Raw genomic sequence first — 20,209 nt, forward strand, 5'->3', positions numbered from 1 at the left:
TGAGGGTCGGAGAACGTGAAGACTGGCTCTTTGCTGATTACAATAAGAAAAGAAAAGTAATTAAGTTCTTTTTTAAGTATGACAGGTGCGAATACCAAGATACTGCTCAGGAGATTACTTTTCGCTCACAGGGACGATTTTATTGTTACATTTTCTTTAAAAATGAAGCGGAATTAGAATCCATGGTCACGCAACTGTCAGAGGTCTACAAACTGGATTGTAAAGAGGTCAATGATCATAAAAAGCTGTTTGAAGCGAAGCCTGAACCTAGACTTTTTACGACTCCCGCTTATTATCGAGAATACCCTACCAATGAAGTGTTTGATTTAAGGGATGCGAAAGCGCCACTCCCAGAGTGTAAGTATCTTTACAACGGCAAGTGGCAAACCGAGTTTGAAATCGAACAATCAAAATCTGAACTAACGGCAGCCAAGGTATAAACCTTGGCTTATTTACCTTTTTACATACCCCATGAAAAGCTTTAGGTTTACTCTGATGTACAAAAAGAAAAATTGGTTCAAATAACGAATTTTTAACTCGAGGATAGGATAGTAAGCCCGAACCTTTCTATCCTCAACTAAACACCCATTTTGCACTGAGCAAATAATTACTCACCATGCCTGCCAATATGCCTAAGATCAAAGCCAAATAGACCATCACTCCTTGCGTTCCTAGCGCGAGCGTTACGCCTTTGAACACAATAAAGTTCGGCAAAGCACTGATGCAGGCACTCGCCATAAATTTTTGCCATTGAGCGAAAGGGTTGGTTTTTTCTGCTTGAGAGAAAGTCAGCCAGCGATTGCCAAGCCACGTTGTGGTTGCCGCAAACAAAAATGCTATCCCACGAGCCAACATCAACTCCAGACCAAACCAATGGAACAACACAGAAAAGATAAGGGTGTCGACCAGAAAGCCGACACCACCTACTAGAGCAAACCTTGTTAACGAAGCAAACCTTTCTAACGAAGCGAATTTTAGTAATTTGCGCATTCCTCTATCCAACCACACAGGTGTAGAGTGAGTGTTTCGATTTTGCTGTGAACTCGTTGGTACAACTCAACGCATTTTCATGAATCATTCTATCCACTTGCTGCGATTTGCCAATCAGGTGGAATTTCTTCAGATTGTTTAAGTCATTCTTATGTTTAAGCTTTTTCGCCTGACCATGACTATAGAACTGGCCTGAAAACGGGCGCTTACCAATGTAGAAGACCGGAGCATTATCATTAATTTGCGCGAAGATTATGCGGTCGCTGCGGCTATCTGCTTTGCCCATATTCAAAACCAACATCGCAATCATAAGCAGGGCTGGCAACACCGCTGCCGTTCCGGTCAGCCATTTGAAATCGTGTTTATCCACCAGCATTGCAATCAAGATACCCAATGCAGGCACACCCGGTAGCACGTAAGCAGGCAAAATATTCCCAGCCATGGTGAACAAGATCATTGGTGAAATCAGCCAACACATCAGGAAGCTAAATAGACCTTGATGATCGGTTTCAATGGCTTTGAGCACCTTACGACGTTTCCACGCCAAGATAGGCAATACGATTGACCAAGGCGCAGCCGACTGCAGCCAGAATACCCAGATCATCCCACGTGGTTGATCATGAGCAGAGCCATACAGGTCCCCTTCCCAACCGCTGACAACAAAACGCTTAAAGTGCTCGCCAACAATGAAGTAATCAATAAATCCAGGCGTCGCCATTTCAGCCATGATGTACCAAGGTAGAGCAATCGCCAGCATGAGCGCCAACCCCAACACAATTGGAAAACGCTGCCACAAGGCTTTGAAGGCACCGAAGAAACCATGCTGAATCACAAGCCAAGGAAACACTGCGATGCCCATGATCACGATCGCCACCGGACCTTTTGCTAACAGCCCGCAAGCCAAGCCAAAGAAACCGAGATAACCCCACAATCGGCTGTGTTTGTCTTTGCCAAGCCAGCAGTAGTAAAAGCCGACCATCGCCATGGTCACTGCCAATGTCAGTGCCATGTCTGTCATCACTGCACCCGCCGCAATTGAAAAGATGCCACACGTCGCCAATACCAACGCTGCGATGACTGCGTTAAAGCCAGCGCGATGCGCCATGGCTGCAACAAAAATAATAGTCGCGACACCCGCCAACCAATGAGGCGCGCGCACTGCGAATTCATTCAATCCAAACAACTCAATGCCGTAAGCACTCATCCACGTGAACAGGGGTGGCTTCCCCCAAAAAGGCACGCCATAATCAAACTGTGGGGTAAGCCAATTGCCTGTTTCCACCATTAAGCGCGCCATTTCGCCGTAGCGGGCTTCTGTGGTGTCCATCAAAGGGTAAGCGGCAAGTGAAATAAGACGGAGTAAAAGAGCAAACGCCAACAACAACCACAGATGGGTTTTATTAATACTCATGATTACGCGGTTTCTCCCAGTTTAAACTTCATGGTTTGGATGGATTGATGTTTTGCAGGCTGCTCGTAAACAGACTGAACAAGATAAAGAGGACGTTGCTTGGTCTCGATAAAAATGCGGCCAATGTATTCGCCCAAAAGGCCAATCGACAGCAGTTGCACACCGCCCAATGCAAGTTGGACGACCATCATGGATGGGTAGCCAGTGACAGGCTCACCAAATACAACAGTTTTCATCACTATGAATGCGCCATAGATAAAGGCACTGAACGCCACCAATGCACCGGCAAGTGTCGCTAAACGCAAAGGACGAATGGAAAACGAGGTAATGCCGTCCATTGCAAGGCCAATCAGCTTGAGGTAGTTCCATTTGGTTTCACCACAGAAACGAGCGTCACGCTCAAACTGAACCGTCACTTGCTTGAAACCCGGCCAAGAAAAGATGCCTTTCATGTATCGGTTACGCTCTGGCAACGCATTGATGTGTTTAACCACTTTTGCGCTCAGTAAACGGAAATCGCCCACGTTCTCAGGCACCTCTAATTTCGCCATGCTATTCAGCACTTTGTAAAAGCAAGCGGCCGAGAAGCGTTTGAACCAAGTTTCACCGTGGCGTTCGCTGCGCTGCATGTTCACCACGTCATACCCTTCACGCCATTTTGATACCATTTGCGGGATCAACTCCGGCGGGTCTTGCAAGTCGGCATCAATCACGATCACCGCTTCACCTTGGCAGTGTTCCAGGCCAGCGCTCATGGCGGACTCTTTGCCGAAATTACGGCTTAGTGCAATACAACGAACGTCGCTAGAAGATTGAGAAAAGTTTTGCGCGATCATTAGGCTGTCATCTTTGCTGCCGTCGTCCACATAAACGATTTCACAGCGTTCTGGCATTTCATCCAAAACGGCGGCTAAACGACGATGAAATTCATGTAAGACTTCTTGCTCGTTAAAGAATGGCACCACAACAGACAAAACTGTTTTAGGCTCAGTGTGTTGGCTCACCTTTGAAAAGGTTGCAGCGTGAATGTTGAAGGTTGACATGCTACTCTTCCACTAAATCTGATGAATGAATCCAGTCTACAAACATCAACGTGAAAGAGATGTTATTGACATCTTTTTCACGCCCTTAGTGAATAATGTTCGGTTAAAAAGAAGTCTTATTTTCGAACACCTGCCCACTTGGAGAGAAATACATGAAACGCGTACTTTTAGTCGAAGATAATCGAGAAATCGCAGGCATGCTGTTCGATTATTTTGAGTGTGCAGGTATGGAACTCGATTATGCAGACAACGGCGAGCTCGGCCTGAAACTGGCGATGGAAAACACCTTCGACATCATCTTGCTCGACCTCATGCTGCCACGCATGGATGGCCTGACCATGTGTAATAAACTTCGCGACGCGGGCAACAACACACCGGTACTTATGCTGACGGCGCTCGATAGCCGTGACGATATGCTCAAAGGCTTCCAACACGGTGCGGATGACTATCTGACCAAACCTTTCGATCTGGATATTCTTGAAGCGCGCATGATGGCACTGATCCGCCGTTACCGTGGCACTGTCACATCGAGCAAGTTGGAATACGGTGAAGTGTCTATCGACCAAAAAACGCGTAAAGCTTATCGCCAAGATAAACTGTTGGCGCTAAACCCTACCACTTACACCATTCTGGAAATGCTTGTGAAAAGCGCGCCAGACGTAGTGACACGCGAAGAAATTGCCTTCCAACTTTGGCAAGAGAACGAGCCGAACAACGACGTTCTGCGCAGCCACATTTACCAACTTCGCAACCAACTTGATAAGCCATTTGAACAACATGTGCTTATCACCGTGCCGAAAGTTGGCTTCCGCTTGGAGACAGGTGCATGATCAATCGCTTACTTGCTAGCACGCAAAGCACACAAAGTATGACAGGGCGACTCGCTCTGTTTTTCTCTTTTGTGTCGGTCGTGATTGGCATCTTCTGCTTTTTGTTGATTACCGGCTCCCTGCTTTGGTCTGAAGACCGCGTGGGCGAGCGTCGTATTATGGTCGACAAAAAAGAAGCAATTGAACATTTCCAGTCCCACCCAGAGCAAGGCAGTATTCAGCTTGACCTGCTCACCACTGCATACAACGACATCTCATTGGTTGCCGAGCGCTATCAAAAATACCTGATTGGTCAAAAGCACTTTCTTGATGAAGTAGAAGACGGTGAATACTCGCGCATGGTTTACATGAGCACTTACACCTACAAAGGCGTTGAACATCCCGTTATTCTGGTTTCCTTGATTGATGAAATCGAGATCACCTCAGAGGAATTCATTCTCGTCGTCGCTATGGTGCTGTCCATTGTCGCCGTGCTGGTGTTCCTGTTTGGTAGCCTCCTGCTGCGCTTATCACAACGCTTGATTGAACCCGTCAATGCGCTTAAAACTCAACTCGACCATCATCAAGGCGATGCTACGCAAACTTTTAGCGTGCCAGAGGGATCAGCCAAAGAGTTCCAAACCCTCGCGGATGAGTTGAATGAGTATCGCCACAAAATCAACCAAGTCATCAAGCGTGAGCAAGCCTTTGCACGATACGCAAGCCATGAACTGCGTACACCGTTAACCGTAATGAAAGGCTCAAGCAGCCTACTGGCGAGAAGTGCGAACACGGATTTCCAGACTCGCCAAGTGAACCGAATTCAAGATGCAACGCAGCAGATGTCGACCATGGTGGATGCCCTACTCGGCTTAGTGCGTTACGAGCGTAATGCAGATGATTCACCAGTGCGCAGCATCACCGAAGAAGAACTCAACCAAATCATCTTCCAAAGCCAAGCTCAGGCGGATGAGAAAGCACTCAGCTTTGATGTACAGATCGACGGCAACCCTAGAACGCGCGCGACCAATGCTGTGTTGACCATTATTCTTGGCAACCTGATTCGCAACGGCATCGCCGCGACACCATCGGGAGCAATTCATATCAACATGGATGAGAACACCATCTCAGTGCGCGATGAAGGCGAAGGCTTTTCGACCATCCCGCACTCTGATGGGCACGGATTAGGTTTGATGATTGTGGATGATTTGTGCCAACGCTATGGCTGGCAATTTAAGATTGGTACACATCCAGAGGGTGGTTGTGAGGCAGTAATTAACCTCGCAACAGAACATCAGGAATAACCGAAATGGAAGTCCTGAAACCCAGACTTTTTATCTGGGTTTAATGGCGTTACACTACGCGCCCTTTTTAAATGGCAAAGGTGACACGGTTTATTCCGTCAGCATCGACATGAAACTCTCAGAAAGTCCTATCACCCAACATAGCTTTAATGGGCACAAATTTTTCCTTAAACGTGACGACATGCTCCACTCCCACTTTTCTGGGAACAAAGCACGTAAGTTTATGACGTTAATGGAAGAGCAAAATCCCGACATCACCACGTTAATAAGCTTTGGCTCCGCTCAATCTAATGCCATGTACTCGCTAGCGGCTCTCGCCCAGATTAAAGGTTGGGCGTTTGAGTTTTATGTTCATCACATTCCATCTTGGCTAAAAATCTCCCCCATCGGAAACTATCGCGGCGCTCTCGATTTGGGTATGAAAATCACCGCCATGCAAGACATCGGTAGCGAACTCCACCCTAGTGAATACATCCACCAGGTACGAAGAGTAGATGAGTCGACATTGCTGATTCCAGAGGGTGGACGTTCCCACCTCGCTGAAGCTGGCATCAAACAGTTAGCACGAGAAATTCTTGATTGGACGCGATTGAGAGGTAAAGAGCAGTTTACGGTCGCCCTGCCATCAGGTACTGGCACGACGGCTTTATATCTTCATAAACATTTAAGCCCACACGGCATAGAAGTGCTAACTTGCCCTTGCGTAGGCGATGCAGATTACTTAACTGAACAGTTCAACCAGCTCGGTGAAAACAGCCACCCAACCATTTTAACCGTGCGCAAAAAACACCATTTTGGTCGCTTGTACGAAGAAGATTACATCACATGGAAAGCACTCTTTGAGCAAACCGACCTCGAATTTGACCTGTTATACGACCCGTATATGTGGCAATGCCTAACACCTTGGTTCGAAGAGAACACAGATAAAACGGTGATTTACATTCACCAAGGCGGGTTACTTGGCAACGAGTCGATGTTGCCAAGATATCAACGAGAATTTGAATAGCGTGTTCAAATAAAGTTGTTGCTGATTACAGTGATTCCACTATTTGATGAGCGCCAGAATTTCTTTGAATTCAGGTGCTCGGCAATCTTCGACCATTTCATACAAACACATTTCTAGCCCAGTGAGCACCACACCGTTTGCGGTTAACTTCGCAAGAGCGAGCGCCTTATTGGCAGCAGTTCGGGAAGATACACAATCCGTGACTAATTCAACGCGATAACCGGACTGGCGCAGAGAAACCGCGGTTTGATAGACGCAAATGTGGGATTCAATACCGCAAACCAACCAGGTATCCACTTTTGCGTTCTCCACCGCGACCTTAAACGTCGCCTCTTTACAGCCATCAAACGTGTACTTGGTAATAGGTAAATGCGTGCCTTCAAGCACTTCACGAATCGGCTCCGCGGTTGGGCCCAATCTTTCTGGATTCTGTTCTAGCCACAGAATAGGCAAATCTAGTGCTTTGGCACCCTTTACCAGTTTCGTGATATTTTCAATCAGAGCGTCGCTTTCATGCATTAATGTAGCGAGTTTGCCCTGAACATCCACCACAATAAGGCCCGTGTTTCCTTTCGATAACATTTCCATCTCCTATCTTGTGCGACCACAAACCATACTCAACAAGTTGAACAAAAGTTAATGTATCAGAATCCTTTCATGCTAGAGCACTAAAACCTAGAAAGATGACCTTCGCTCACACATTTGCCCTTAGGTAAGGGTGGTTTGAACTGACTATTTAAATTTCTCTCGAATTAGTTCAATCAAGGCTTTGACTTTATTGGGCAGAAATAAGGCCGAGGGATAAATCAGAGTAAGATGCTGCTTCGGATGCGCGAATTGAGGCAGCACCTCGACCAACAAACCGTCTCTCAGTGCAGGCTTGGAATGAATTTGAGGAATAAACGCGATGCCATTTCCTGCTATCGCCATCGAGCGCAGCAAGTTGAGGTCATCCGAACGCAACGCCACATGCAAATCTGAATCGAGCAAATCGGCATTGTAACGATTAGTTAAAAGGCGATGCTGCTTAAGATCTTCCACCGCTTTTACTGGCGGATGCGATTCTAGATAAGCTTTTGACGCAACAAAGTGACTACGATAAGGCAAAAGACTGAACTGCACATAGCTGTCATCGGTGACTTTGACCACGCTTGGAAGAAGCTGCAAATCAAACGATTGACGCTTGAGATCGACACTCTCTTGATGGTTTTCAATCTCGACCGAAATCTCCGGATACCGCGTTGTGTACTCGGTGATGATCGCGTTAAACGCGGCAGAGCTCATCAATGCGGAAGGAATGGCTAAACGCACCTTGCCCGTCAGCTCTTGTTGATATTCGTGCATGGCATTTAAACCTTGCTGAATATGGTCAATAGGCTGCCCCACCAACTCAAACAAGCGTTTCCCGTGCTCCGTCAACTCAATGCTGCGTGTTGTGCGAATCAAAAGCTGTACCCCGAGCGATTTCTCTAATTCTTGCAGACGACGACTCACTTTTGAGCGTTGTAGTTGATTCGCCTCTGCCGCTGCACTTATACCGCCGTGAACCACCGTCTGAGTGAATAGGTAAATATCATCAAAATTAACGTTCATTGTCCTATTTTTAGGTCATTTATGTTCGTATTATCATTCTACTGAATTGTGAGTGACTTCTCTACAATCCGCTATCCAATATGTTTAACGGAACTTGTAATGACGGCTGACCAAAAATTCAAACACTGGATGCGAACTTTGATTGTCCTGTTCATCGTACTATTTTTGTACATTATCATTGCTGACCGCCACGCCCCCTTAACGACCGAAGGACGAGTGCAAGGATACGTTGTCCAAGTCGCACCCGAGGTATCTGGTAAAGTGACCGACGTTCTCATCGAGAATAACCAGTCCGTTCAAAAAGGCGATGTGTTGTTTACGATTGATGATCGTAAATACAAGATAGCGCTTGAACAGGCGGAGCTGTCTCTGCAATCCGCCTATGAAAAAGAAGCAACACTGTATTCTCAACGCGAAGCCGCTCTTGCCAATATTGCCCGCGCACGAGCGACATTTGATAATGCACACCGCGAGTACAACCGCTTACTGACACTATCGAAGCAGAAAGTCATCTCTCAATCGACACTCGATAATGCCTTTGCCCAAAATCAGGTATCACGTGCAGCGCTTAAAGCGGAACGACAAAACTTAAAAGTCATTGAGGCGCAATTAGGCGACCAAAAAGGTCAAAGCACCGCCGTTCGAATTGCCAAAAACGGCATCGAAAAGGCGCAACTTGATTTGGCAAATACCGCGGTACTCGCTCCCAGTGATGGTGTCGTGACCAACCTGCAACTAGAAGTTGGCACGATGGCAAACACCAACATGCCATTGCTGACGTTTGTACCAACAGGATCACTCTGGGTAGCCGCTGATTTTCGTGAAAAATCCGTCGCGAACGTAGACAAGACTTTCCACGCCTTGGTCACATTTGATGCCAACCCAGGTTCGGTGTACGACTTTGATTTAGCTAGCCGCGATTACGGTGTAGCAGCCGCACAACAAACGCCTAATGGCGCACTAACCAAAGTGGAAGTGAACAACCGCTGGGTACGTGATGCGCAGCGTACACGAGTGAACCTAACCAGCAGCGATGAGTTACCACCAGCACTGTTTGTCGGCTCTCGCGCTACCATTGTTTTGTACCCAGACAACAGCATTTTCTGGCAGTTGATGGCGCAAGCACAGATTCACCTCGCAAGCTGGTTCCACTTCATTTACTAGGCGGCGACAATGAAAACCTTACGAATTTGGTTCGGCTGCTCTTTAGGGCTCGCGCTAAGCATGATCTTCGGTTGGTCTTACGGATTTTTTGCCATCATGATGCCGCTGTTTATATTGGGCAAAATGGACAACTTTAATCTTTCGGCTTTATTGATCGTGTTTTTCTCTGCGGTGTGGACAACCATACAAGCCACATTTTTGCTGGAATACTTGCAGTTTCATCCAACATTAATGACCGTAGCCGTCGGAATCATGATGCTGTTCAAGTGTATTGCAATGATGAACCAGAAAACCTATTTATTTGGTTACATGGGGCTGTTAGTGGGTTCAATTGTGTTGAATTTTGCCAGCTATAACTTCATGGATATTGAAGAGTTCAATGTCAACATGTGGGTGATGGCGTTCAGCAATATTTTTGTTTGCGCATTCGCGTATTGGTTGTTCCCTGAGCCAAAGTCCCCCACCGAGCACATTGAGATGTCGACCCCAGTGAAAAGCGATATTGACTACATCAGCCAAGTTGCCATGGGTTGGGTAGTGGCGATGGCGGCGTTTATCGTATTCCAAGTAGCGGACTTATATGACTCGTTATCCGCACAAGCTTCCATTTTGATCATCCTAACCCCAATGACTTTAGCAGGCTCGCTCGCCATGGCAAAAATTCGCATCATCGGCACCGCACTAGGCTGCATCGCAGGGATGGCTGTTCAGCTGATATTGGGCAGTTGGTATGGGCATGGGCTACTCTTTTGGCTCGCCTTTACCATTGCAATGGGGCCATTCTGCTTGTGGCTCACAAAGGGGCAAATTAAAGCGGCTATCGCGTTTTCTGCCATGTCTGCCCTATCGGTTCCGCTGACGACTTCATTGGTGCCAGAACAAAAAGACGCGTTCTTTTCGATCTTGTACCGTTTCAGCTCGATTTTCGTTGCTGTTCTGCTCACCGCGATGGTGATGTGGGTGGTGCATCACTGGATTCGTGTGATATTGCTAAAGCATCCTGAGATGAAGAACGTGGAGTTGAATTAAATCTGGCCGAGGCTGGAAACGGGAAATGTATGCCGCTCACTTTACTGTGAGCGGCATTTTTATTTAAAACGGTCACCCTGAACATCGAGGAACGAGCGTGGTTCAGGATCGACTCACCGAGTGCTGTGAAGTTCTAAAGTTATCGTCATTTCCTAGCGAGCTGTAATCAGATTCCTAGTCTCGTCTAGACTCGCTGGAATGACCCTCTCTTGGAGCAGATCCAATACCTAGGGTTGTGGAGAGCAATGTATCTTCCAACATCCGTCATCCTGAACAGCGAGGGACGAGGTGATTCAGGAGCTACCCACCGAGTACTTTGAAGTGCGAAAGTTATCGTCATTTCCTAGCGAGCTGTAACCCGATTCCTAGTCTCACTTAAACTCGCTGGAATGACGCTATCTTGAAACTGCTCTAATACCTAGGATTGTGGCGAGCAATATATCTTCCAACATCCGTCATCCTGAACAGCGAGGGACGAACGTGATTCAGGATCTACCCACCGAGTGCTTTGAAGTACGAAAGTTATCGCCATTTCCTAGCGAGCTATAATCAGATTCCTAGTCTCGTCTAGACTCGCTGGAATGACCCAAATTTGAATACAAGCCAAATAGTTGAGTATGTGAGTAACATATCTCCCAACATCCGTCATCCTGAACAGCGAGGGACGAGCGTGATTCAGGAGCTACCCACCGAGTGCTTTGAAGTGCGAAAGTTATCGTCATTTCCTAGCGTGCTGTAATCAGATTCCTAGTCTCACTTAAACTCGCTAGATTGACCCTAATTTTAGTTCATGGTGCGGAGCCTAAGTATTAATATCAACCCACCAACTCTTTACGAATGATCTCCGCACCCGCACTTAACGCATTGAGCTTAGCGGTCGATACTTCACGAGACAAAGGTGCCATACCGCAGTTGGTACATGGGTAAAGCTTGTCGGCATCAACGTACTTCAACGCCTCTCGCAATGTGTTCGCTACTTCTTCTGGCGATTCAATTTCGTTGGTAGCGACGTCAATCGCACCAACCATCACCTTCTTACCGCGAATCAACTCAAGCAACTCAATAGGCACTCGCGAGTTATGACACTCAAGCGAGATAATATCGATATTTGACTGCTGCAATTTAGGGAATACTTCTTCGTATTGTCGCCATTCAGTGCCTAGCGTTTGCTTCCAATCTGTGTTCGCTTTGATGCCGTAGCCATAGCAGATGTGCACTGCAGTTTCACATTTCAGCCCTTCAATCGCACGCTCTAAACACGCAATGCCCCACTCGTTCACATCATCGAAAAACACATTAAACGCAGGCTCATCAAACTGAATGATATCGACACCTGCCGCTTCAAGCTCTTTCGCTTCTTGGTTGAGGATTTTTGCAAATTCCCAAGCCAGCTTTTCACGGCTACCGTAATGATCATCATAAAGTGTGTCGATCATCGTCATAGGGCCTGGAAGCGCCCACTTGATAGGTTGCTTAGTTTGCTGACGCAAGAACTTGGCATCTTCAACAAACACGGGCTTTGTGCGGCTTACTGGGCCAACCACAGTCGGAACACTTGCTTCATAACGGTTGCGAATAGTCACCGTTTTGCGGTTTTCAAAATCTACGCCGCTTAAATGCTCAATAAAGGTCGTCACAAAATGTTGCCGAGTTTGCTCGCCATCACTGACGATATCAACGCCTGCCAGTTCTTGCTCTTGCAAAGCGACACGTAGCGCATCGCGTTTGCCATCAATCAGTTCTTCACCTTGCAGTTTCCACGGTGACCAAAGTTTTTCTGGTTCGGCCAGCCAAGAAGGTTTCGGTAAGCTGCCAGCCGTTGAAGTCGGTAATAGTGTTTTCATCGTCATTCCTTTCTAGATTCTCGTTATCTTTTACGCGTAATTTGCAGACCATTGTTCAAGCACATATTGATAAGGTTTGATGAAATGCTCCTCGGCAAATTTCCCTTGTTCAATCGCCAGTTGGCTGCGCTCTTCTCGGTCGTAAACGATTTGAGTTAGCGAGTGGTCTAGGTTTTTTAAGTTTGGCTGGTAGCAATTACCGGCAACCGCGTTGGCATTGTAAATCTCAGGTCGGTAAATCTTCTGGAATGTCTCCATCGTGCTAATCGTACTGATAAGCTCTAGGTTTGAATAATCGTTCAACAAGTCACCGAAGAAGTAGAATGCCAACGGTGCAACGCTGTTTGGCGGCATAAAGTAGCGCACCTTTAAGCCCATCTTCTTGAAGTACTGCTCCGTCAACGAAGATTCGTTCGGCTGATATTCAAAGCCCAAAACAGGATGTTGGTTTTCAGTACGTCGGTATACTTTGTTGTCCGATACACTCAGACAAATCACCGGCAGCTTTTTGAAATGCTGTTTGTAAGACTCAGAATTAACGAAAGCTTTGAACAGTTTGCCATGCAAATCACCGAAGTTCGCTGGGATGCTGAACTGTGGCTGGTTTTTGTTGTGGTCCAACAGCAAAACGCTAAAGTCGTAATCACGCACGTATGAAGAGAAGTTGTTGCCCACAATGCCTTCGATGCGCTCGTTAGTGTTGTGATCAACAATGTTAGTTTTGAGCACTTCAATCGATGGGAATGCTTCTCCACTACCTTGGATATCCATATCAACAGAGATGATTTCAAGTTCAACTGAGTAGCGGTCACCTTGCGCGTTATCCCAATATGCCAACGCATTAAAACGATTGTCGATCATTCGGAGTGCATTGCGCAGATTCTCTCGGCGGTAGTTTCCGCGAGCCAGATTAGCAAAATTGGTAGTGATTCGCGTGTTGTCTGATGGTTGGTAATTCTCATCAAAGCGAATGCTTTTGATAGCAAATGTGAAATCGTTATTCATCGTGAGTTGGTATCCTATTTCCTTAGATAAAGCAGACTTTTCCTAACTCTGTGCATGGGGGCATTTTTTGTTTTTTGGTTTTCCCAATCGTTAGGTTGCACAGCACTTACGACGAACGGTTAGTACAAAAATGACCGTCGCAGTGCCTAACACCAGAGCAGTCCTTTTTTTATACTTGCTTCACGAGTTGAGTAATATTGGTATTGTTTCACATTGAACATGAAGGAATTTCATGATTTGAGGAAAAAGCCTGTCTCGTGCGTGTTACACATGCAGTCGATAAAGACTTCCATTGCAGGCGTAACACACTTTCCGGCATTGCAGCCACACTGCGGTTTGATCATTTGCGGTGCGTTGGTAAACTCAAGCTCTTGCTGGCTGCCCTCTTGTAGTTCTTTTTCAACAGTGAAGCGAGGCAGATAAGAGATACCGATATTACTCTCTACACAGTTTTTGATGGTGTTAATACTGCTCAGCTCAATCCTGTTATCGATGCTGATGTTTCGCTCTTGGATGATGCTCTCAAAAGTCTGACGGAAAAGGCACTTAGGACCATTGCTGATGAATCCCAAATCAATGTGTTGCTCCCCTTTCTGTAGATCCAACCCTGTTAAAAGCGGCGAAGCAACAAGGACCAACGGCTCTTGTTCAAACTCATGCACCTTGAGTGCATCATCATTACCGACACGATAAAACACACCCAAATCGGCTTTATCAGCAATCAATTCATCACGAATCTTATAGCAGTTTTGTGATTGCAGTGAGAGCCTTACTTTCGGCGCTCGTATTCTGAATTCCTTCAAAACATTGGCCATTTTATAAGCGAGCTGAGTTTCTGCGATTAAAACCTTCAACTCCCCTGTCGGCTCAGAACTCTCTTGCTGCGCCGTGCCTTCAATGTTTTCCATCACTCGTGCGAGCTCATAAACGTAAGGAAGGATCTTTTCTCCTGCCTGAGTCAGCACCATTTTTCGGCCAATCTTTTCGAACAACTGCAATGAGAGATCTTGTTCTAACTGCCTGATCTTAAAGGTCACTGTCGACTGAGTGCAATAAAGCTTTTGCGACGCTTTAAGAAACGAGCCTTCCTAAACAATGGTTTTAAACGTAAGGAAACGCTTTAGATTCATGACCAAACTCCTGACGTGATAGTTCGAAAACTTAAAACTATTAGTTTAAATATATTCAATTTCTTAATTGATTAACGCGAAGTATAGTGCACAAAAAACAGGAGAGATAGAGATGAGTACCATCTACACCGCATTTTTCACCTACGTCATCATTACTTCGATCACGCCGGGTCCCAACAACATTTTGTCGCTTAGTGTTGCAACCCAGCACGGGCTAAAGCGTTCTACTAAAGTCATTTCTGGGATGTTCTGCGGCTATATTGTTTTGATGCTGTTGTGTGGCGTTTTCACTTACCACATAGTCAGCCTGCTTCCTGTGATTACACCTTGGCTCACATGGGTGGGTGCGACTTACATCATTTGGTTAGTTTGGGGAATTGCGACAAGTGATATCAAAGCCGCATCAAAAGATTCTGAGGGCATCACTTTCTTAACGGGCTTTGGTTTGCAGTTCGTAAACGTGAAAATCATTCTGTACGGCGTAACATCCATCTCGACATTCATGTTGCCTTATACACAAAACATCTACTGGATCTTGGCCACCAGTCTAGTGCTCGCATTTATCGCATTGGTGAGCAACTTAATCTGGGCAATAGCAGGCAAACTTCTTCAATCGCAATTCCAGAAATATAGTAAAGCGATCAATATGACTTTAGCGGCGACGCTACTTTACTGCGCGGTACAGTTGTTTGTTTGAGGCTGAGGTTGGGAGATGAGACGCGGTGATTTCCGCGTCTCGAATTTGTAGATGGAGAAATGGTTGGCTTTGAGTATGCTAACTCAAAGTTGGACAAAAGCTTGCTAGTGACTTTGTTAGATTGGCAAACTATCAATAACTACAGGTATGGTAAGTTTACTTATGAAGTCCTGATGCGATGAATAACATCGCACCAGAAAAAGTATTGGCTGGGTTCGCAGTAAAAAGTCTTTAAGTTAAATCATCGCACTTTGCAGGTGGAAGAACATAAATACGGCTTGAGTGCTTCAATGTAAGTTCTCGCTTAGATGTACATTCGATGTAGTTTGACGTTTCTATACCTTTTCTTAACGAGGTATCGAAATAGTGTCCGATTAAAGCAAAGATTAATGCTCCGAATAGCATTAATCTCAGAGTTAACTTTGGTAGTTGAATGCCATTGGCAATGTTGAGTAATGCCATTGGGATAGAAGGAAGAAAAAAACCAAACAATACAAATGACGACGTATTGTTAAGGTATCCCGATACTCTGATTACGGGGTTAATTCCTACATTTTCTACAGTATGAATTAAATTATAAGCTCCCAACCCGCACCATAACGCAAATCCTGTAAAAAATATTAAAAATGTAAGTTTCTTTAAAAAATCTAACATGATCAGTCAATTAATGCCTCTACAGTTTCTTTCATTGGCTTAGTGAATTTGTACTTATTATCTAATTCCGATACATATCCACCGATCTTAAATGCTGAATAAACAAACAAACCTAACCCAACTGCGGCAGGTAAAGAAAACCCAAACAAAATCCCAGCACCAGCACGAGCAACCAAAAGCACTCCCTGAGCGGCCACGCCAGCAACTACACCTTTAGCAACATCCGCCGTAAGTTGGCCTACGACTTCGCTTAGCGTCTTCTCATCGTGCAGCATGTAATCAACCGCATTGACCGCACTACTAAACACAAACTCTAAATAGATGTTGCCTCTCAAAAAACGGACATTACCTTGGACAGTATTCAATGCGTGACCAATCTTAAGCATTTTAGGCGTTGCTTGTTGCCAACGGATACCGAGATCTAAATATCGAGGCTTGTAGTTCTCAACCACAATATTCATTACACCATTGATATTGACGGCTTTGGCGGTTGCTCCCCATCCACCAAGCTCTTTAGCGACTTCATAAGCCCCTTTGAGTCCTACGCCAACGCCAGTGTAGTCCTTACCTGTAGAAAGCTGACCGTGTGTGTCTTTGATGAGCAAATCTAAATACTCGTTGGCTTCTTCAACTGTTAGTAAGGCAATACTGACGTTCTCTTGCTGTGAGGTGTCCCACTGGTATTCTTTCGCTTGATCCTGTAAGTCCTTATTCCATTCTTCTTTCGTAAGGTCATACGCTTGTTGAGCAGGTTTTCGTTCAGCAAGAACGCGCTCTCTATTTTCAGCCCATCGTTTTTCATCGCTCGCGGTATATCTCAGCTCTTCCTGACGCTCTCGGCGTTGGTGAGCTGCTCTTTCTCTAGTGGTTTTTGGCCTTTCTACAGGGGTTACAGGAGCGGATTCATATCTCATAGAAGTCGGTTTTACTGATGAATAAGAAGGATAATAACAATATTTTCAGTAATTTATTATCCTCAACAAGATAACCTGACGATTTAACCAATTAAATAGGAAGTTTGACAGATTAAACAAACACAATGAAGGCTCAATAGTGTTGGGTTACATTCTATCGGATAACTTTTCGTAGGGTAAAACGCAAGCACCAAATTTTGTAGAGTATTTATTCCAGCTTATTTTGGGGCATTTCTTAGCTATAAATACTCACCGTAAACAAAAAATTATTAGCAAATAAACAGGTAAGTGCCTCTTCTCATACCGATGATGTACCCCCTCTGTCCAAAACGCGACGATTTTCGTCAACTTCTATTCAGATATCATTCATTTCCACGTTACGATTTCTGATGAATATCGGACGTTCGGATAAATTTAGCTAGGGCAAAATGAAAGACCTGACCCCGAACATTTTCACTAACTCGCACAGGACTTTCTTTATTGCAACCGATAACAGCATGCAAGGGGTTTATCATTGCTCACTTCTAGATCTAAATGAATTGACTAAAGCAGCGCATTTCTGGCTGCTTAGATGAAAAACCACTTTTATTTTAGGACCATAAAAAACGTGATTATGGTTAGATGTGAAATCTACCAAAAGGTCTAGGATAAAAGCGAGTTAGCTAATTTGAGTAAAGTAGCTAACTCTGGCTACTCACAACTCACTGCCTGTGTTTGAACATCGATAGTGCATGATAGATCACACCAAGGAGTAGCTACTGTAAATGTTACGTCACCACTCCACATACTTAAATCCATGACATAAACAGTAGGATAGTCTCGCTGTAAGTGGGTTAATGATATATCACCATGCACAGAGCCTGCCTTTTTCTCTTTATTTCCCAATTCACAATATTGGACTGACTTCCCTGTTTTAAATTCATACACAGTGATACATGGATTATCTTTCAAAACATAGGCAGCAAAATTTTCTTTCTTCGTTCTAACTGAATAATCCGAAGCATATAATCTATATTCAGACGCACTTGTGTAAGCTGATACCAACACCAAACATACCGTTAAAATACGTTTAAGTTTCATTCTAAATGCTCCTTTCTTGCAATAAACCTACCACTTGGAATATCAAATCTCCTCCACGCTTTAACATTCGACATAACTGCTTTAAACGTTTGGGCATTGTAATTAACTAATGCAGGAACAAACACTTCTCTAGTACTAGGGCTATTGTCTCCTCGATAAGTTAAATCGACTAAAACATTCCTTACATTGAGAGATAAGTTATCCCAATCAACTACCCCAAATTTTTCTCTCACATCAGGTTTTGTTAACAAAATTCGGGTCTTATCTTCCATATACGCGTAGACTTGTTTAAACATTAGGTGTTGTTGTTTGCGGGTTAGGGTGAGTGTTTTGTTGTCCAACCCTGAATTATTCAACGATTCAAGGGCTGCTTCTTTTTGTATACCCTCGACGCTTAGTAACCAGTTTGAAAGCTCTGGCATCAATCCAGATTTTTGGAATAACTCTCTTAAGTTCAATGCAGAAGGTGATTGTCCTGTTGCACCCGTTGGTGGATTACCCATATCTAAACCTCGGCCAATTGTAACACCAGATCGACCGACCACCACGCTACTATTATTAGGAACATGGGCTTGTCTCGAAAAATAGGGAGATGATGGGTTGTCAACGCCTTCGCTGTCAAAGGTAAATTGTCCCTTGGGTACTGTTAGCCACTTTTCGTCCATCTCATCATCAACAAACTTCCAACCTTCTTTAACAGCCTCATCTAAAGCAAGAATGGTATTTTTACCGACAATCCCATCCACATCACCAAATTGGTAGCTTTTATGTATGGTATGTGTTGGCTTATAGTGGGTTTGAAACTGTTTAACTGCACCTTCTATCACACGGCCAAAATCACCGTCAGCCTCTAAATCGAAACCTAAATAGATCAATGCCTCTTGAATGGCTTTGACCTCACCTCCTTTACTTCCCTTACTAAGGGCTTCCCCACCACCAGAAGCCAATAACTCCAATTTATCAGATGTTGACAACGGCTCTGAACGCAGAACGAGTTGCTTAACTTTAATTACAGGTGTGTTCTTATCTGCCCCCACATTACCAACAATAGGATGCACATGACAGTGGGATTTACTGCTGACTTCACACTGAATATTGGAATGAGCAAAGGCTGTTTTTGATGTTGTTACGTCTTCAGCAGGCAAAGGAGAACGAACGGAAGATTGACCACTCGTCTTTTTAGGTAATGTCACTTGAAGCTTATCACCAAGTGATAACACCGAAGGATCCGCATCATAATTCGGATTCATTCCTAATAGGGACTTAGCCGAAAGGTTATATAATGCAGCAATACTACTCCACGTTTCAGGTTGGTTCGTCTTAGAGTCAAGTTGACAGGTGTGAAACTCAGATTCAACATCATAAGTTTCAGTCACTTCAATGGTGATTTCATCACCGACATTCACCATATCTGGAGAGTCCTTGTATTTAGGGTTTAAAGTCAGTAATTCTTCGAGTGTTATTCCTTGTCTATGCGCGATTTTAGACAGACTATCCCCACTCTTAATGATGTAAACGATTTTGCCATCCTGCTCTTTCTCTTTTTCTAAAATCGATGCCGTTCGAGTGGAAAACACTGCACCCATATCAAGAAGACAAGCGTGTTCATCGAGCCACTCAGCCGTAATATCATCCAAAAGTAAATCTTGTGAGAGTTTTTCTTTTCTATACAAAAGGTGTTGCCTTGCAATCACTTGATTGTCGATTTTATAAGGCAGCAAAATCGTAGATTGTGGTTTGGATACGATGATCTCCTCGCTGAGCCGCCATTTAGTGGACTCAGTGACATTGAAGCCCCATTTGTTATTGCCCGCGATTTTATACTCGTGGATAAACTCATCATCAATAAAGTGGTAGAAGTAACCTTCTGTAGGCCAACCTAAGCGCTCCCCAACCTGAACAGAAGGCTTAACTGGGATAAAAATATCACGATAAATGGCACTGCCTTTTTTGACTGGAAGAACATTTCCATAGCTCAACGCTGTTTTCTTAGAGCCAGCAAACTGATAGAGCAGAGTTTTAGGCTCATTAACCAATATCGGAGTACTCAAAATAGAACTGATGTTATCTGAATCTTTTGATTTAACCCAAGCGTTGAGGGGAGTCTTTTCTTTGTCAGTTTCAGCTACGACAAACGAATCAATACTGAATGCTTTTACCTCATCGAGTGAACACGCTAACGCCACATTGTATTCCAAGGTAACGTCTTGAGGTGTATCCGTTGACGTATGGTTGTGATTAGTATTGGTTTGTGTTTTCTTTTTATATGTATCTTCAGGTGCCATAAGTGACATTGAATCTACGGGTTTACTTTGATATCTCATCAACTCGACCAGTACAGGTAAATATCGGTCAATGATAGCTAAATAGTGACCGTGTTTGTGTTGGTTTACCTATGCAAGATAACTAAAATCAATTTGATTTGAGGCGTATGCTCTCTCCATCTAAGTTCGGATAACCTTTTGTAGGGCAAATGTACATTAACAGGATGTGAATGAGTAAAAGGCCTACCTTACAATGGGGCAAAGACGTGTTT

Annotated in this window: 17 protein-coding genes and 2 pseudogenes; 7 read left to right on the top strand and 12 right to left on the bottom strand. The window is 44.7% G+C overall.

The window, feature by feature from the left end; translation table 11 throughout:
* Positions 1-440 (top strand): annotated as a pseudogene (locus R7M92_RS12535) (hypothetical protein); the annotation flags it as partial.
* Between the two features lie 133 nt (positions 441-573).
* On the opposite strand, the gene R7M92_RS12540 reads toward R7M92_RS12535, so the two are convergent.
* The 3 genes from R7M92_RS12540 to R7M92_RS12550 are packed head-to-tail and all read right to left on the bottom strand — an operon-like array spanning position 574 to position 3,444.
* A complete protein-coding gene (locus tag R7M92_RS12540; RefSeq protein ID WP_318133504.1) occupies positions 574-990 on the bottom strand; it encodes a GtrA family protein in 417 nt (138 codons plus the stop codon).
* A 4-nt stretch (positions 991-994) separates the two neighbouring features.
* Positions 995-2,401, bottom strand: coding sequence for a glycosyltransferase family 39 protein (locus R7M92_RS12545; RefSeq protein WP_318133506.1), 1,407 nt, complete (start codon positions 2,399-2,401; stop codon positions 995-997).
* A gap of 2 nt (positions 2,402-2,403) precedes the next feature.
* Positions 2,404-3,444, bottom strand: a complete 1,041-nt coding sequence (locus R7M92_RS12550) for a glycosyltransferase family 2 protein (RefSeq protein WP_318133508.1) — start codon at positions 3,442-3,444, stop codon at positions 2,404-2,406.
* A gap of 152 nt (positions 3,445-3,596) precedes the next feature.
* Here R7M92_RS12550 and R7M92_RS12555 point away from each other — a divergent pair, with 152 nt between their 5' ends.
* The 3 genes from R7M92_RS12555 to R7M92_RS12565 all read left to right on the top strand — a co-directional run bounded on the left by R7M92_RS12555 (position 3,597) and on the right by R7M92_RS12565 (position 6,563).
* Positions 3,597-4,274: a response regulator transcription factor gene (locus tag R7M92_RS12555; protein WP_206225592.1), complete on the top strand. Its 678-nt coding sequence runs from the start codon at positions 3,597-3,599 to the stop codon at positions 4,272-4,274.
* On the top strand, positions 4,271-5,557 hold the full coding sequence (locus tag R7M92_RS12560; RefSeq protein WP_053304264.1) for a sensor histidine kinase: 1,287 nt from the start codon (positions 4,271-4,273) through the stop codon (positions 5,555-5,557). Before R7M92_RS12555 ends, R7M92_RS12560 begins: the two co-directional genes overlap by 4 nt.
* A 109-nt stretch (positions 5,558-5,666) precedes the next feature.
* Positions 5,667-6,563, top strand: coding sequence for a 1-aminocyclopropane-1-carboxylate deaminase/D-cysteine desulfhydrase (locus R7M92_RS12565; protein WP_318133616.1), 897 nt, complete (start codon positions 5,667-5,669; stop codon positions 6,561-6,563).
* A 39-nt stretch (positions 6,564-6,602) separates the two neighbouring features.
* Here R7M92_RS12565 and R7M92_RS12570 read toward each other — a convergent pair whose 3' ends face one another.
* Positions 6,603-7,145 carry a hydrolase gene (locus tag R7M92_RS12570; protein WP_171053587.1) on the bottom strand — a complete coding sequence of 181 codons (543 nt, stop codon included), beginning with the start codon at positions 7,143-7,145 and terminating at the stop codon, positions 6,603-6,605.
* Positions 7,146-7,295: 150 nt separating this feature from the next.
* The gene (locus R7M92_RS12575) at positions 7,296-8,156 is read right to left on the bottom strand and encodes a LysR family transcriptional regulator (protein WP_138940429.1); all 861 of its coding nucleotides are present in this window, start codon (positions 8,154-8,156) and stop codon (positions 7,296-7,298) included.
* A 99-nt stretch (positions 8,157-8,255) separates the two neighbouring features.
* On the opposite strand from R7M92_RS12575, the gene R7M92_RS12580 reads away from it, so the two are divergent.
* Together R7M92_RS12580 and R7M92_RS12585 are read left to right on the top strand one after the other, a co-directional pair.
* Positions 8,256-9,320, top strand: coding sequence for an HlyD family secretion protein (locus R7M92_RS12580; RefSeq protein WP_047103347.1), 1,065 nt, complete (start codon positions 8,256-8,258; stop codon positions 9,318-9,320).
* Between the two features lie 9 nt (positions 9,321-9,329).
* On the top strand, positions 9,330-10,349 hold the full coding sequence (locus R7M92_RS12585; protein ID WP_318133512.1) for a DUF2955 domain-containing protein: 1,020 nt from the start codon (positions 9,330-9,332) through the stop codon (positions 10,347-10,349).
* Between the two features lie 815 nt (positions 10,350-11,164).
* Here R7M92_RS12585 and R7M92_RS12590 read toward each other — a convergent pair.
* The 3 genes and pseudogenes from R7M92_RS12590 to R7M92_RS12600 form a co-directional block, all read right to left on the bottom strand.
* The gene (locus R7M92_RS12590; RefSeq protein WP_318133514.1) at positions 11,165-12,193 is read right to left on the bottom strand and encodes a methionine synthase; all 1,029 of its coding nucleotides are present in this window, start codon (positions 12,191-12,193) and stop codon (positions 11,165-11,167) included.
* A gap of 30 nt (positions 12,194-12,223) precedes the next feature.
* The gene (locus R7M92_RS12595; RefSeq protein ID WP_318133516.1) at positions 12,224-13,198 is read right to left on the bottom strand and encodes a DUF1852 domain-containing protein; all 975 of its coding nucleotides are present in this window, start codon (positions 13,196-13,198) and stop codon (positions 12,224-12,226) included.
* A 230-nt stretch (positions 13,199-13,428) separates the two neighbouring features.
* Positions 13,429-14,328: pseudogene (locus tag R7M92_RS12600) on the bottom strand (LysR family transcriptional regulator).
* Between the two features lie 112 nt (positions 14,329-14,440).
* Between R7M92_RS12600 and eamB the strand changes: the two are divergent.
* On the top strand, positions 14,441-15,025 hold the full coding sequence (gene eamB / locus R7M92_RS12605; RefSeq protein ID WP_318133518.1) for a cysteine/O-acetylserine transporter: 585 nt from the start codon (positions 14,441-14,443) through the stop codon (positions 15,023-15,025).
* 231 nt (positions 15,026-15,256) lie between these two features.
* On the opposite strand, the gene R7M92_RS12610 is transcribed toward eamB, so the two are convergent.
* The 4 genes from R7M92_RS12610 to R7M92_RS12625 form a co-directional block, all read right to left on the bottom strand.
* Entirely contained in the window at positions 15,257-15,679 is a 423-nt protein-coding gene (locus R7M92_RS12610) for a hypothetical protein (RefSeq protein ID WP_025816239.1), read from the bottom strand.
* Between the two features lie 2 nt (positions 15,680-15,681).
* Positions 15,682-16,593: a hypothetical protein gene (locus tag R7M92_RS12615; protein WP_318133521.1), complete on the bottom strand. Its 912-nt coding sequence runs from the start codon at positions 16,591-16,593 to the stop codon at positions 15,682-15,684.
* Positions 16,594-17,283: 690 nt separating this feature from the next.
* A complete protein-coding gene (locus R7M92_RS12620) occupies positions 17,284-17,673 on the bottom strand; it encodes a hypothetical protein (RefSeq protein WP_225473287.1) in 390 nt (129 codons plus the stop codon).
* A complete protein-coding gene (locus tag R7M92_RS12625; RefSeq protein WP_318133523.1) occupies positions 17,670-19,958 on the bottom strand; it encodes a LysM peptidoglycan-binding domain-containing protein in 2,289 nt (762 codons plus the stop codon). Before R7M92_RS12625 ends, R7M92_RS12620 begins: the two co-directional genes overlap by 4 nt.
* Between the last annotated feature and the right edge of the window lie 251 nt (positions 19,959-20,209).

It is taken from the genome of Vibrio sp. Vb2880 (assembly GCF_033337975.1).
Lineage (GTDB): Bacteria > Pseudomonadota > Gammaproteobacteria > Enterobacterales > Vibrionaceae > Vibrio > Vibrio alginolyticus.

Excerpts from the sequence above, each read along its gene's own strand:
- R7M92_RS12575 (WP_138940429.1), bottom strand. The coding sequence starts at position 8,156 with ATGAACGTTAATTTTGATGATATTTACCTATTCACTCAGACGGTGGTT.
- eamB (WP_318133518.1), top strand. The coding sequence starts at position 14,441 with ATGAGTACCATCTACACCGCATTTTTCACCTACGTCATCATTACTTCG.
- R7M92_RS12570 (WP_171053587.1), bottom strand. The coding sequence starts at position 7,145 with ATGTTATCGAAAGGAAACACGGGCCTTATTGTGGTGGATGTTCAGGGC.
- R7M92_RS12615 (WP_318133521.1), bottom strand. The coding sequence starts at position 16,593 with ATGAGATATGAATCCGCTCCTGTAACCCCTGTAGAAAGGCCAAAAACC.
- R7M92_RS12560 (WP_053304264.1), top strand. The coding sequence starts at position 4,271 with ATGATCAATCGCTTACTTGCTAGCACGCAAAGCACACAAAGTATGACA.
- R7M92_RS12555 (WP_206225592.1), top strand. The coding sequence starts at position 3,597 with ATGAAACGCGTACTTTTAGTCGAAGATAATCGAGAAATCGCAGGCATG.
- R7M92_RS12595 (WP_318133516.1), bottom strand. The coding sequence starts at position 13,198 with ATGAATAACGATTTCACATTTGCTATCAAAAGCATTCGCTTTGATGAG.
- R7M92_RS12625 (WP_318133523.1), bottom strand. The coding sequence starts at position 19,958 with ATGGCACCTGAAGATACATATAAAAAGAAAACACAAACCAATACTAAT.
- R7M92_RS12620 (WP_225473287.1), bottom strand. The coding sequence starts at position 17,673 with ATGAAACTTAAACGTATTTTAACGGTATGTTTGGTGTTGGTATCAGCT.
- R7M92_RS12550 (WP_318133508.1), bottom strand. The coding sequence starts at position 3,444 with ATGTCAACCTTCAACATTCACGCTGCAACCTTTTCAAAGGTGAGCCAA.
- R7M92_RS12585 (WP_318133512.1), top strand. The coding sequence starts at position 9,330 with ATGAAAACCTTACGAATTTGGTTCGGCTGCTCTTTAGGGCTCGCGCTA.
- R7M92_RS12590 (WP_318133514.1), bottom strand. The coding sequence starts at position 12,193 with ATGAAAACACTATTACCGACTTCAACGGCTGGCAGCTTACCGAAACCT.
- R7M92_RS12580 (WP_047103347.1), top strand. The coding sequence starts at position 8,256 with ATGACGGCTGACCAAAAATTCAAACACTGGATGCGAACTTTGATTGTC.
- R7M92_RS12565 (WP_318133616.1), top strand. The coding sequence starts at position 5,667 with ATGAAACTCTCAGAAAGTCCTATCACCCAACATAGCTTTAATGGGCAC.
- R7M92_RS12545 (WP_318133506.1), bottom strand. The coding sequence starts at position 2,401 with ATGAGTATTAATAAAACCCATCTGTGGTTGTTGTTGGCGTTTGCTCTT.
- R7M92_RS12610 (WP_025816239.1), bottom strand. The coding sequence starts at position 15,679 with ATGTTAGATTTTTTAAAGAAACTTACATTTTTAATATTTTTTACAGGA.
- R7M92_RS12540 (WP_318133504.1), bottom strand. The coding sequence starts at position 990 with ATGCGCAAATTACTAAAATTCGCTTCGTTAGAAAGGTTTGCTTCGTTA.